The sequence below is a fragment of the Pseudomonas sp. CC6-YY-74 genome, assembly GCF_002025205.1.
Taxonomy (GTDB): domain Bacteria; phylum Pseudomonadota; class Gammaproteobacteria; order Pseudomonadales; family Pseudomonadaceae; genus Aquipseudomonas; species Aquipseudomonas paeninsulae.
The window spans coordinates 3635097-3648714 of record NZ_CP019947.1 but is presented as its reverse complement, the minus strand read 5'-3'; the positions used below and the strand labels follow the sequence as shown (position 1 = coordinate 3648714).

General features: G+C 62.3%; 8 protein-coding genes. 6 read left to right on the top strand and 2 right to left on the bottom strand.

Annotation, left to right across the window (positions count from 1 at the left end; all coding sequences use genetic code 11):
• Positions 1 to 47 precede the first annotated feature (47 nt).
• The 4 genes from B2D37_RS16515 to B2D37_RS16500 are packed head-to-tail and all read left to right on the top strand — an operon-like array spanning position 48 to position 9800.
• A complete protein-coding gene (locus tag B2D37_RS16515) occupies positions 48 to 905 on the top strand; it encodes a CheR family methyltransferase (protein WP_079203712.1) in 858 nt (285 codons plus the stop codon).
• Positions 906 to 935: 30 nt separating this feature from the next.
• Positions 936 to 8264 (top strand): Hpt domain-containing protein, encoded by a 7329-nt coding sequence (locus B2D37_RS16510; RefSeq protein WP_079203711.1) that lies wholly within the window; start codon positions 936 to 938, stop codon positions 8262 to 8264.
• Entirely contained in the window at positions 8261 to 9322 is a 1062-nt protein-coding gene (locus B2D37_RS16505; protein WP_079203710.1) for a chemotaxis protein CheB, read from the top strand. Before B2D37_RS16510 ends, B2D37_RS16505 begins: the two co-directional genes overlap by 4 nt.
• A 7-nt stretch (positions 9323 to 9329) precedes the next feature.
• Positions 9330 to 9800, top strand: coding sequence for a chemotaxis protein CheW (locus B2D37_RS16500; RefSeq protein ID WP_079203709.1), 471 nt, complete (start codon positions 9330 to 9332; stop codon positions 9798 to 9800).
• Positions 9801 to 9831: 31 nt separating this feature from the next.
• Here the strand turns inward: B2D37_RS16500 and B2D37_RS16495 are convergent, their stop codons facing one another.
• Positions 9832 to 10551 (bottom strand): 16S rRNA (uracil(1498)-N(3))-methyltransferase, encoded by a 720-nt coding sequence (locus tag B2D37_RS16495; RefSeq protein WP_079203708.1) that lies wholly within the window; start codon positions 10549 to 10551, stop codon positions 9832 to 9834.
• Positions 10552 to 10684: 133 nt separating this feature from the next.
• Positions 10685 to 12091 carry an adenosylmethionine--8-amino-7-oxononanoate transaminase gene (locus B2D37_RS16490; RefSeq protein WP_079203707.1) on the bottom strand — a complete coding sequence of 469 codons (1407 nt, stop codon included), beginning with the start codon at positions 12089 to 12091 and terminating at the stop codon, positions 10685 to 10687.
• Between the two features lie 298 nt (positions 12092 to 12389).
• On the opposite strand from B2D37_RS16490, the gene B2D37_RS16485 reads away from it, so the two are divergent.
• Positions 12390 to 12935, top strand: a complete 546-nt coding sequence (locus B2D37_RS16485; RefSeq protein WP_079203706.1) for a cytochrome b — start codon at positions 12390 to 12392, stop codon at positions 12933 to 12935.
• A 64-nt stretch (positions 12936 to 12999) separates the two neighbouring features.
• Positions 13000 to 13578 carry a YceI family protein gene (locus tag B2D37_RS16480; protein ID WP_079203705.1) on the top strand — a complete coding sequence of 193 codons (579 nt, stop codon included), beginning with the start codon at positions 13000 to 13002 and terminating at the stop codon, positions 13576 to 13578.
• The last annotated feature ends 40 nt before the right edge of the window (positions 13579 to 13618 follow it).

Below are 13618 nucleotides of genomic sequence, written 5' to 3'. Positions count from 1 at the left end.
TTTCCGGTTGCTGCCCAGCGTCTATGGCCATGAGCGAGAGGCACGACATGCAGTCAGGCGCCTGGGCTTTGCAACCAGTGGTGGACATGGCCGCCGCCGAGTTTCGCGCGTGGCAAGCGCTGCTCGAGGAACGCACCGGTGTGGTGATCAGCGAACAGCGGCAGGCGTTCCTGCAGACCAATCTGAGTGCGCGGATGCGTGAACTGGGTGTGGCGGATTACGCCAGCTATTTCCGTCAGGTCACCGATGGTCCGCGCGGGGCAGTCGAGTGGTCGACCCTGCTTGATCGCCTGACCGTGCAGGAGACTCGTTTCTTTCGCCACCGGCCATCGTTCGACGTACTCGAGCGTTACCTGCGTGAGCGACTACAACAAGGATTGACCAGTCCATGGGAGTTGTGGAGCGTGGGTTGCTCAAGTGGCGAGGAACCTTATTCGTTGGCCATCACGGCGGCTGAAGTGCTGCGTGACAGCGAGCAGCCCGAGCACTTTGGCGTAACGGGTACCGATATCAGCCTGAACGCCCTGAGCAAGGCGCGTGATGGTCAGTATGTCCCGCGCAAGTTGGAACAAATCGATACGGAGTTGGGTCAACGCTATTTTGTGGCCCAAGCCGATGGACGCTTCAAAGTAGTAGCGGATCTGGCGGCGCGAGTGTGTTGCGCCAGGCTCAATGTGCTGGAGTTGGCCAAGGCGCCAATGTCCGGTATGGACGTCATTTTTTGTCAGAACTTGCTGATCTATTTTCGCCGCTGGCGTCGCCGAGAGATCCTCAACTGCCTGGCCGAGCGCCTGGCACCGGGTGGTCTGCTGGTGGTGGGAGTGGGTGAAGTGGTCGGTTGGCAGCATCCGGACTTGCTTCCGGTGGCCGACGAGCAAGTGCTGGCGTTTACCCGCAAGGGATAGGGCAGAGCCAAGTTTATGAGTGGAGCGGCTATGGGGGATCGGCACGACTATGTCGCCCTGGAATGGGTCAAAGGCGAAATCGCGGAAACCCTGAAACAGGCGCGCCAAGCCTTGGAGGCGTACGTCGAGAATCCGCAGGATTCAACGCGCATGCGCTTCTGCCTGACCTATGTGCACCAGGTACATGGCACTCTGCAAATGGTGGAGTTCTACGGCGCTGCGCTGCTCGCCGAAGAAATGGAGCACCTGGCCCAGGCGTTGATGGAAGGTCGCGTGGCCAACCAGGGCGAAGCCCTGGAAGTGCTGATGCAGGCCATTCTCCAGCTGCCGGTCTACCTCGACCGTATCCAGACTGCCCGCCGCGATTTGCCGATGGTGGTGTTGCCACTGCTCAACGACCTGCGTGCCGCCCGTGGCGAAAAGCTACTCTCGGAAACCAGTTTGTTTTCCCCGGATATGTCCGTGCGCGCGCCAGCCTTGTCTGCCGAGTCCCTGGGCGAACTGCGCACCGCGGAACTGCCAATGCTGCTGCGCAAACTGCGGCAAATGCTGCAGGTGGCCCTGGTCGGGGTCATTCGCAATCAGGATCTACCAACCAATCTGGGTTACATGGCGCGGGTTTTCGGCCGTCTTGAGACGCTGTGCAAAGACGCGCCGCTAGGCCCCTTGTGGCAGATCGCCTCGGGTCTGGTCGAGGGCCTGGCCAGCGGCGGCGTGATCAACAGTCCGTCGGTACGCACCCTGTTGCGCGAGGTCGATAAAGAGCTCAAGCGTCTGCTCGAACAGGGCGCCGACGGGATCAACCAGCCTGCCTCCGACGAGTTGAGCAAGAATCTGTTGTTCTATGTGGCCAAGGCACCGGCGCAGTCGCCGCGCATCAGGGTCTTGAAGGAACGGTTCCGTCTCGACGACGCGTTACCGGATAACGATATCGTCGATGAGGAGCGTGCCCGTCTGGCCGGTCCGGATCGCGATGCCATGCGCTCGGTAGTCGGCGCGCTGTGCGAGGAGCTGGTGCGGGTCAAGGACAGCCTCGACCTGTTCGTGCGCAGTGACCGCAATCAGGTGGCCGAGCTGGATAGCCTGCTGGCACCGCTCAAGCAGATTGCCGACACCTTGGCCGTGCTGGGTTTCGGTCAGCCACGCAAAGTCATCCTCGATCAGATCGACGTGGTGCACGGCCTGGCCCTTGGCCGGCAGGCGCCGAGCGATGCAGTGCTGATGGATGTTGCCGGTGCGCTGTTATATGTCGAAGCGACCCTGGCCGGCATGGTCGGTCCGGTTGCCGACGGCTCTCGCGAAGAGAATCATCTGCCCACCACCGACGTGGCGCAGATTCACCAGCTGGTGATCAAGGAAGCGCGCAATGGCCTGGAACAGGCCAAGGACGCGATCATCGAATTCATTGCCTCGCAGTGGAATCACGAGCACCTGGCGCGTGTGCCGGCGCTGCTGACCCAGGTGCGTGGCGGCCTGGCCATGATTCCGCTGGCGCGAGCCGCGGATCTGTTGAATGCCTGCAATCGCTATATTCAGGAACAGCTGCTGGCGCGCAAGGCCGTGCCGAACTGGCAGAGCCTGGACACCTTGGCCGATGCCATCACCAGCGTCGAGTACTACCTCGAGCGGCTGGCCGAAGACCATGGCAGTCAGGGTGACCTGATTCTCGATGTGGCCGAGGAAAGCCTGGCAAGTCTCGGCTATCCACTGAAAGAAAAACCTTCGATTCTCGATGCGCTCGAGCCACGGCAAGAAGATTTCGCACCGCTTGCCGACCCTCTGCATGACCTAGACGTACTGGTCGATGAGCCGGCCGAGGCCGAGGCTCTTGAACCGGAGGCGCAGGTCGAACCCGCGCCGCTCGAGGAGCCGAGCGGCGAGCTCGGCGATCCCGGCACTGCGATGGTCGAGGCCCCGCAGCCACTTGACGATGACGGTTGCAGCCTTGCCCCGCTGGAAGCTGATCCACTGGCGCTCGATCTGCAGTTCGAGTCGCCGGCAATCGAAGCGTTGCCGGCCCTTGATCTCGGCGAAGAGCCACTGGCTACCTTCAGCAGCGATGCCATGCAGTTGGACGAGATACAACAGGAAGAGCCGAGTCTGGACGAGCTGGACAGCCCTGGCCATTGGGATGAGGCCGAGCTGGTATCGCTGGGCGTGCCCGAGGTTGAACTGCCGAGTGCGCCGCTGACGGTCGCTGAGCCCGCCCCCGAGGCCGACAAGCCGCTGTCGCTGGCCGATGTCATGGCCGCGCCGCTGCAGGCGATCAATCCGCCGGCTCACGATGTGCCGCCGAGTCTGCTGCCACCGCCGGCCGATGAAGAGTCGTTCGATGAAGAATTGATGGAGGTCTTCGTCGAAGAAGCCGGCGAAGTGCTGGAAACCGTCGGCGAGTTTCTGCCGCAATGGTGCGCCGACCCGGCTAACAAAGAAGCTTTGATCGAAATCCGCCGCGCCTTCCACACCCTCAAGGGCAGCGGTCGCATGGTTCGGGCGCTGGTCATCGGCGAGTTGGGCTGGTCGATCGAGAACCTGCTCAATCGGGTGCTCGATCGCAGCATCCAGCCTGCAGCCGACGTGCTGCAGGTGGTGGCCGACGTGGTCGCGCTGATGCCGGCCCTGGTCGAAGAATTCGCCACCAAGGCCCAGCGCCAGCGCGATGATGTCGACCTGTTGGCCGCCACCGCGCATGCGCTGGCGAAAGGGCAGAGCCTGGCGAAAGCCGATGCCCCGGCTGTCCCTATAGCGCCGCCTGAAGGTGAAACCGAGGCTGTTGCGACAGTCGCTGAGCAGGACGACGTACTCGATGGCGAGCCCCTCTATGGAGAGCCCCTCGATCCGCAGCTGTTGGAGATTTTCCGCAACGAAGCCGAAACCCACCTCGATACCCTGGTCGGTTTTCTTGCCAATTGCGCCCAGGAACTGCCACAGCCCGTCACCGACGACCTGCAGCGTGCCTTGCACACCCTCAAGGGCAGTGCCTACATGGCCGGGATTCTACCGGTGGCGGAGATAGCCGCACCGCTGGAAAAAATGCTCAAGGAATTCAAAAGCAATCTGATCCCGATGGATCTGGCCGAAGCCGAATTATTTAGCGCTGCCGAGAAGCTGTTCCGTCTGGGCCTGGCGCAGTTGGAAACTCAGCCGCTGGCTCCTTTGCCCGGTGCGCCGGAGTTCCTCGAGCGTGCGCACAAACTGCATCAGGATCGCCTCGAAGCCGCGCAAAGCAGTCGCCAGAGCGGGCAGGGCGAAACCCGCGATCCGCAGCTGATCGGCATTTTCCTCGCCGAGGGCATGGATATCCTGCTGGATGCCGAGGCTTTGCTGCGGCGCTGGCGCGAGCACCCGTCCGATCGTCAGGAATTGAGTGCCTTGCTGGACGAGTTGACGACCCTGGGGCGCGGCGCGGAAATGGCCGAATTGCCGCAGATCGATGAACTCTGTGAAGCCCTGCTCGACCTCTATGGTGCCGTGGAAGAAGGCAGCCTGGCGGTCAGTGAACGCTTCTTCAGCGAGGCGGAACAGGCGCATGAAGCACTGATCAACATGATGGATCAGGTCGCCGCCGGCCTCCAGGTCAGCGCCGAGCCTGCGCGGGTCGAGGCGTTGCGGGTTTTGCTCGGCGAAGCGCTGGATCCGCGCGCACTGGCACTGTTGTCCACGGAAGGTCAGGCGGGTCAGGAACCCGTCGAGTTGGATGCCGCTACTGCGGCGATCGAGCAGACGCCCTGGGCGCGGGAGAACGACGGCGAGACAGTGACGGCAGTCGAGTTGCAGGTCGATGAGGACGCCGGCTGCATGCCTGAGCATGCTGCTGCGCTCCCCGGTCATGAGGTGCTCGACGCGGAAATGGTCGAGATATTTCTCGAGGAAGCCGTGGATATCCTCGAAAGCGCTGGTCAGGCGCTGCAGCGCTGGAGCGCCGAGCCGGACAACAAGGCCGCCCTGTCGTCCCTGCAGCGCGATTTGCACACCCTCAAGGGTGGCGCAAGGATGGCCGAAATCCGTCCGATTGGCGACCTCGCCCATGAGCTGGAGTCCTTGTACGAAGGCTTGGTGGATCGGCGCTTCAGCCATTCCCCGGCGCTCGTCGCTCTGCTGCAGCAAAGCCACGACTGCCTGGCCATGTTGCTGGAGCAGCTACAAAATCAGGCTGAGTTGCAGCTGCCGCACGAACTGATCGAGGCGATTCGTCGCTTCCGTCAGGGTGGTGGCGCGCAGAGCTTGTCAGCTGCGGCCACGGCCGCCGAGGATGATCTCGAAGCCGAAGCCGAAGCCGAAGCCGAAGCCGAAGCCGAAGCCGAAGCCGAAGCCGAAGCCGAAGCCGAAGCCGAGCGTGAGGTTGAGGATGAAGACGTGCTGGCGTCATCGCTGCACAGTGAGGACGCAATCGAGCTGAGTCTGGAGACGGACCTTGAGGCAGACGCTGGGCAGGATCTTGCTGAGACCGAGCCGCAGGGCCTCGCAGTGCCTGCAGTAACCGATGCTGATATACCCGCGGCAGCACAACTCGAGGATCAGCCCGATCAGGAGCTGGTGGACATCTTCCTCGAGGAGGGTTTCGATATTATCGACAGCTCTGGCGCGGCCCTGCTGCGTTGGATGGATGACGTCGACAACAGCCTCGAACTGGAAGCCCTGCAGCGCGATCTGCACACCCTCAAGGGTGGTGCACGAATGGCGGAAGTACGCGAGATTGGCGATCTTGCCCATGAACTCGAATTCCTTTACGAAGGGCTCGGTGATGGTCGGCTGCGTCCTAGTCAGGAGCTGTTCGACCTGCTCCAGACTTGCCACGATCGCCTGGCCGAGATGCTCGATGCGGTGCGTGGCAAACGCGCGGTGCCCGATGGCGATGCGCTGATCGAGACGATCAAGCATTTTCGCGCCAACCCGGAGCAACAACTGAGCATACCGTCTGCCGTACAGCTCAAGGCAGTCGCGGAAAACCAGGGGCAGGACGATGACGAGTCGGACATCCTCGACATCTTTCTGGAGGAGGCCGACGACCTGTTGGAGTCGATGGAAGCAGCCATGGGCCGTTGGGACCAGAGCCGCGACGATGGCGCGGCTATCGATGACATGTTGCGCGTCCTGCATACCCTCAAGGGCGGCGCGCGGCTGGCCGGGCAGAATCGCCTGGGCAACCTGACCCATGACCTTGAAGCACACCTGAGCGAGGCCCTGCTGCAAGGTGCACCTTGGCCGGAAAGCCTGTTCCTCGATGTGCAGTCTGGTTTCGAGGGGCTGCAGAAAGAACTCGATCAACTGCGTCAGCGTCTACAAGCCAGTTTTGCTGAGGACGACAATGCGGCTGGCGTTGAGGCAACGGCGGCAAAAGTCCCCGGGCTGCTAGCGCCAATAGTCGCGGCCAGCGAACTGCCGGCGCGGGAGCTGGTGGCGAAAGTCCTGCCGTTCGTTCGTCGTGCGCAGGAAGCCGCGCAGGAAGCTGCCGCGCGACGTGCTCCGCAGGAGCTGGTCAAGGTGCCGGCGGAACTGCTCGAAGGCCTGGTTAACCTGGCCGGTGAGACCTCGATCTTTCGCGGTCGGGTCGAGCAACAGGTCAGCGATTTTGGTTTTACCCTGAGTGAGATGGAAGCGACCATCGACCGTGTGCGCGACCAATTGCGCCGTCTGGACATCGAAACCCAGGCGCAGATCCTCAGTCGTTACCAGGCCGAGGCCGAGCGCGCCGGTTACGAGGATTTCGATCCGCTGGAAATGGACCGCCATTCGCAGTTGCAGCAGCTTTCACGCGCCCTGTTTGAGTCGGCCTCCGACTTGCTTGATCTGAAAGAAACCCTGGCCATGCGTAACCGCGATGCGGAAACTCTGCTGCTGCAACAGGCGCGGGTCAATACCGAGCTACAAGAAGGCTTGATGCGCACCCGCATGGTGCCCTTCGATCGACTGGTCCCGCGGCTGCGGCGGATTGTCCGTCAGGTTGCTGGTGAGTTGGGCAAGCAGGTCGAATTCGTGCTCGGCAATGCCGACGGCGAGATGGACCGCACCGTGCTCGAACGTATTGTCGCGCCGCTGGAGCATATGTTGCGCAATGCCGTCGACCATGGCATCGAGTCGGCGGCGGTGCGCCGCGCCGCGGGCAAGCCGGAGCAGGGCACTATCCGCCTGAATCTGGGGCGCGAGGGCGGTGATATCGTCTTGACCCTCAGTGACGATGGCGGCGGGATCAAGCTCGATGCCGTTCGGCGCAAGGCCATCGAACGTGGCCTGATGGACCAAGGGTCGGATCTGACCGATCACGAAATTCTCCAGTTCATTCTTGAGGCTGGATTTTCCACTGCCGAGGCGGTCACCCAGATTTCCGGGCGTGGCGTCGGCATGGACGTGGTGCATTCCGAGGTCAAGCAACTCGGCGGCTCCATGAGCATCGACTCGACACCGGGCGAAGGGACGCGCTTTGCCATTCGTCTGCCGTTCACCGTGTCGGTCAACCGCGCGCTGATGGTGCTGTCGGGCGAAGACCTCTATGCCATCCCGCTGAACACCATCGAAGGCATCGTGCGGATTTCCCCCTACGAGCTGGAGGCGCTCTATGATCAGAGTGGCTCGGCTGCGGCGGAGACACCTCGTTTCGAGTATGCCGGTCAGGCCTACGAGTTGCGTTACCTCGGTGACCTGCTGAGTAACGGCCAGCAACCCAAACTGGTCGGCCAGAGCCTGCCCTTGCCGGTGATCCTGGTACGCTCGAGCGAGCACGCGGTGGCGGTGCAAGTCGATTCCCTGGCCGGTTCCCGCGAGATTGTGGTGAAGAGCCTCGGGCCGCAGTTCGCCGGGGTACACGGAATTTCCGGCGCGACTATTCTGGGTGACGGTCGCGTGGTGGTGATTCTCGACCTGCTGGCAACCATCCGCGTGCTGCATGCGCACCTGCTCAATCAACTGCATCCGCGCATGCTTGGCCACACGGCGACTGCCGCGGAAATTGAAGCGGATCGGCCGACCCTGGTCATGGTGGTGGATGACTCGGTCACCGTACGCAAGGTCACCAGTCGTCTGCTTGAGCGTAATGGTATGAACGTATTGACGGCCAAGGACGGCGTCGACGCCATCTCCCAGCTGCAGGAGCACAAGCCCGACATCATGTTGCTGGACATCGAAATGCCGCGCATGGACGGTTTTGAAGTGGCAACGCTGGTGCGTCACGACGAGCATCTGAAAGACCTGCCGATCATCATGATCACTTCGCGTACCGGTGCGAAGCACCGTGAGCGAGCGCTGGCGATTGGCGTCAACGAATACCTCGGCAAACCCTACCAGGAGTCGCTATTGCTCGAGAGCATTGCCAGGTTGGTGGATCGCCGCCCAGTAGAGCGCCACCCGGACTCGCGCGCATGACGGAGAAAAGCGTGGCACGTATTGCGGTCATTGCCGATACCTCCCTGCAGCGTCATGTGCTGCAGCAGGCGTTGACCGGGAGTGGCTATCAGGTCGTGCTAAACAGTGATCCGGCGCGCCTGGATGAAGCAACGCTGACGGCTTGCGAGACCGACCTGTGGCTGGTCGATCTGGCTCAGTCCGAGGATTTTCCGCTGGTCGACAACCTGATGGAAAGCGCCTGCGTGCCGATCTTGTTTGGCGAGGGGCATGCCCCGGAGCGGCATTCGGAAAACTACCCGCGTTGGGAACGACGCCTGTTTGGCAAGTTGAAGAAGCTGATCGGCGACCCATCGCAAGCGGTAGGACCCAGTCTCCAGGCGTTACTGGCCGAGGCACAGCGGCCAACTCGTCTGGATCTGCCACAGGTGCTCGCAGATACGCCGCTGGTGGTCGGTGAGCCGGCCCGGCAGGTCTGGCTGCTGGCCGCTTCGCTCGGCGGCCCGGCAGCGATCAAGGCTTTCCTCGACGCCTTGCCTGGTGGTTTGCCGGTTGGGTTTGTCTATGCCCAGCATATCGACCCCAGTTTCGAGTCGGTGCTGCCGCAGGCGGTCGGACGCCATAGCCAATGGCGTGTCAATCCGGCGCGTCACGGCGATTCGGTGCGCTGCGGCGAGGTGGTGGTGGTGCCGATCAGTCGCGAGCTGGGCTTCAGTGATGAAGGAACCATGCACATCAGCGAGCGTGCCTGGCCGGAACCCTACAGTCCGTCGATCGATCAGATGATGCTCAATCTGGCTAAGCATTATGCCGGGCTTTGCGGTGTCATTGCGTTCAGTGGCATGGGCAGCGATGGCAGCGCCGCAGCGGCCTATGTGCGGCGCCAAGGTGGCGCCATTTGGACTCAGCGTGCCGATACTTGCGTCTGCCCGAGCATGCCGGACAGCCTGCGCGAGGGCGGATACAGCAGCTTCAGCGGCGACCCGCGGGAGCTGGCCGCAGGGCTGGTCAATCATCTGGCCGAGCAGTGCAGTGAACCCGAAGCGCTTCAACCCATACAACAGATCACTGGGGCATAGCCTTTTCATGAGCCAAGTAGTCGCCACCCCGAATACCGTCAACAGCCTGACTGCGCTGCAGGTGCCACTGGCCGATCGCACCCTGTTGCTGCCTAACGTGGCAGTCGCCGAGCTGGTTGCCTATCGCGCACCGCAAGTCAGTGCCGGCATGCCGGCCTGGTTTCTCGGTCAGGTTAGCTGGCGTGACTTGAGTTTGCCGCTGTTGTCGTTCGAGGCGGCCTCCGACGGCCAGGCGCAGGTCGGTTCCACTGCGCGCGTGGCGATCATCAACGCCCTCGGCGGGCGCGCCAAGGTCAAGTTCATCGCCCTGTTGGTCCAGGGCATTCCGCGTTCGATAAAGGTCGGTACCGAGCTGCTGCGTGCCGACGTGCCGCTGTCGCCTCTGGAGCTGGATGCGGTGGTCATTGGCGAGAATGTGCTGAAGATTCCCGACCTGATTGGCCTGGAGCAGAAACTGGCGGATGCCGGGTTGATCTGAGGGATCGCCGCCCGGCCCACCCTCGCGTCTTTTAGAAATCTCCCCACAATTGCTGCGCCACGCTGAGCGCCACCACCGGTGCGGTTTCCGTGCGCAGTACCCGCGGCCCCAGGCGTGCGGCGTGGAAACCGGCATTTTTAGCGTGCGTCACTTCAGCATCCGCCAAACCGCCTTCCGGGCCGATTAGAAAGGCCAACGACTGCGGTTTGCCGTGGCTGGCCAGCGGCTCGGCAACCGGGTGCAGCACCAGCTTCAAGTCCGCCTCGACCAGGCCGAGCCAGTCGGCCAGGCCGAGCGGTGGGTGGATGACCGGAATCAGCGAGCGACCGCACTGCTCGCAGGCACTGATTGCCACCTGGCGCCAATGGGCCATGCGCTTGTCGGCACGCTCGTCTTTCAGGCGCACCTCGCACCGCTCGCTGACAATCGGGGTGATGGCATTGGCCCCCAGTTCGCAGGCCTTCTGGATCGCCCAGTCCATGCGCTCGCCACGTGACAGGCCCTGGCCCAGATGGATGTGCAGCGGCGATTCGGCCAGACCGGCGAAGACTTCACGCAACTCGACGCGCACGTTCTTTTTGCCGACCTCGATCAGCTCGCCGAGAAACTCGTTGCCGCTGCCGTCGAACAGTTGCACGGCATCGCCAGCCGTATGACGCAGTACGCGGGCGATGTAGTGGGCCTGGGCTTCTGGCAGCTCTTGCTGACCGAGAGCGAGTGGGGCGTCGACAAAGAAGCGGGAAAGGCGCATAGGGGCGAACCTGAGGCAAAGGCGTAAATTCTAGCGCTAGGCTGCGCTGTGCGCACCGCTATCCGGCGCTCTTTCCATCCACCGCAGTGTCGCCAGGGTGGATGGGTGAAGCGTAATAAACCCTGCGCCACGTTCAGCCCGGATCGCGAAAGTCCGGGTAGCGCGTGTTGCCCACGGCTACGCTGACCGAGTTGCGCGTCGCCAGATCGATGCCTTCAGTGGCGACCTCGGCAAGGAAGTCGATCTGCTCTTCAGTGATCACATAGGGCGGCAGGAAATACACCACGCTGCCTAGCGGGCGCAGCAGGGCGCCGCGTTGCAGGGCGTGCTGGTATACCTTGAGGCCGCGCCGCTCCTGCCACGGGTAGGCGGTCTTGCTCGCCTTGTCCTGAACCATCTCGATGGCCAGGGCCATGCCGGTCTGGCGGACTTCGGCGACATGCGGGTGATCGACCAGGTGCGCGGTGGCGCTGGCCATGCGCGCGGCGAGCTTCTTGTTGGCCTCGATGACATTGTCCTGCTCGAAGATATCCAGGGTCGCCAGGGCCGCGGCGCAGGCCAGCGGGTTGCCGGTGTAGCTGTGCGAGTGGAGGAACGCGCGCAGGCTGGTGTAGTCGTCGTAGAACGCCTGGTAAATGGTGTCGGTGGTCAGGCAGGCGGCCAGCGGCAGATAGCCACCGGTCAGGGCCTTGGACAGGCAGAGGAAGTCCGGGCGGATGCCGGCCTGTTCGCAGGCGAACATCGTCCCGGTGCGGCCGAAGCCGACGGCGATCTCGTCGTGGATCAGGTGCACGCCATAGCGGTCGCAGGCCTCGCGCAATAGCTTGAGGTAGATCGGGTGGTACATGCGCATGCCACCGGCGCCCTGAATCAGCGGCTCGACTATCACCGCCGCCACCTCATGGCCGTGCTCGGCGAGGGTCTGCTCCATATGGGCGAACATGGCCCGCGAGTGGGCTTCCCAACTGATGCCGTCGGGGCGCAAATAGCAGTCCGGGCTGGGCACCTTGATGGTGTCCAGCAGCAGCGCCTTGTAGGTGTCGGTGAACAGCGCGACATCGCCGACCGACATGGCTGCGATGGTCTCGCCGTGGTAGCTGTTGGTCAGGGTGACGAAGCGCTTTTTCTCGGGCTGGCCGACATTCAGCCAATAGTGAAAGCTCATCTTCAGCGCGACTTCGATGCAGGATGAGCCGTTGTCGGCATAGAACACCCGATCGAGTCCGGCCGGCGTCATCTTCACCAGGCGCTCGGACAGTTCGATCACCGGCTGGTGGCTGAAGCCGGCGAGGATCACGTGTTCCAGTTGGTCGACCTGATCCTTGATGCGCTGGTTGATCCGCGGGTTGGCGTGGCCGAACACGTTGACCCACCAGGAGCTGACCGCGTCTATGTAGCGCTTGCCGTCAAAGTCTTCCAGCCATACCCCGTCACCGCGCTTGATCGGCACCAGGGGCAGCTGTTCGTGATCTTTCATCTGCGTGCAGGGATGCCAGAGCACATTCAGGTCGCGCTGCATCCAGTGGTCGTTCAGGCTCATCGAAACACTCTCCCAATCATCTGCGGCAAGCCTATCAGATGCCTCCCTGCCCATGTGCGCTACAGTCGGCCGGCTCGCCGAGCGCGGCGACACCGGTCATCCGCTCTGGCAGGCCGTCGGTAGGCGTTGCCTGAACTTCCGGCGAGCCTTGTGTACCAACTGAGTTGGATAAAATCCCTGGTTTAATCATCGTATTTCCCGATATTTCAAAGCGAAAAATTCCGCTTTTAATCGATAGATTTGCCGCTACCCTTGCCGGATCATTTTTTTAGCGAACTTTCTGTGCGGAGCCTTCTCGATGCAGTGGCGTAACACCCCCTCCCATTACGGTTTGATCAGCATTGCCTTGCATTGGCTGGTGGCGCTGGCGGTCTTTGGCCTGTTCGGGCTGGGCTACTGGATGGTCGGCCTGGATTACTACAGTGGCTGGTACAAGAGCGCGCCGGACCTGCACAAGAGCATCGGCATCCTGCTGTTCGCCGTGATGCTCGGGCGCATGCTCTGGCGCTGGCTCAGCCCGGCGCCGGCCAGCCTGGCCAATCACAGTCGGCTAACCCGACTGGGCGCCAAGTTCGGTCACACCTTTCTCTATCTGGGATTGTTCGTGTTGATGCTAGCCGGCTACCTGATTTCTACCGCCGATGGCCGGGGTATCGAGGTATTCGGCTGGTTCGAGGTGCCGGCGACCCTCACCAGCATTCCCGATCAGGAAGATGTGGCCGGCCTGGTGCATGAATACCTTGGCTGGGCCCTGGTGATTTTCGCCGCTATCCATGCACTGGCCGCTCTGAAACATCACTTTATCGACCGTGACCGCACGCTGACCCGCATGTTTGGTCGCTGACACCTTTTCTGGTGCGTGGAATGACCCGCGTGCCGAATTATTCAACCTCATAAGGAGATTGCCCATGTTGAAGAAAACCCTCGCCGCCCTGGCTCTCGGTTCCGCTCTGCTCAGTGCTGGCCATGCCATGGCCGCCGATTACGCCATCGACAAGCAAGGTCAGCACGCTTTCGTCAATTTCAAGATCAGCCACCTGGGTTACAGCTGGCTGTACGGCACCTTCAAGGACTTCGACGGCAGCTTCAGCTTCGACGACAAGAACCCGGAAGCCAGCAAGGTTAATGTCACGCTCAACACCCAGAGCGTCGACACCAACCACGCCGAGCGCGACAAGCACATCCGCAGCGGCGACTTCCTTAATGTCGGCAAGCACCCGACTGCGACCTTCGCGTCCACGGCGGTTAAATCCACGGGCGAAGGTACGGCCGATATCACCGGTAACCTGACCCTCAATGGCGTGACCAAGCCGGTGGTGATCGCCGCCACGTTCATTGGCCAGGGCGATGACCCGTGGGGCGGCTATCGTGCCGGCTTTGCAGGCAGCACCATGCTCAAGCTGAAAGACTTCGAAATCGAGAAGGATCTTGGCCCGGCTTCCGCGGAAGTTGAGCTGATCATCTCGGTGGAAGGCGTGCGCCAGTAAGCCAGCCACGCTGCTTCCCCAGAACGCCGACCTCAGGGTC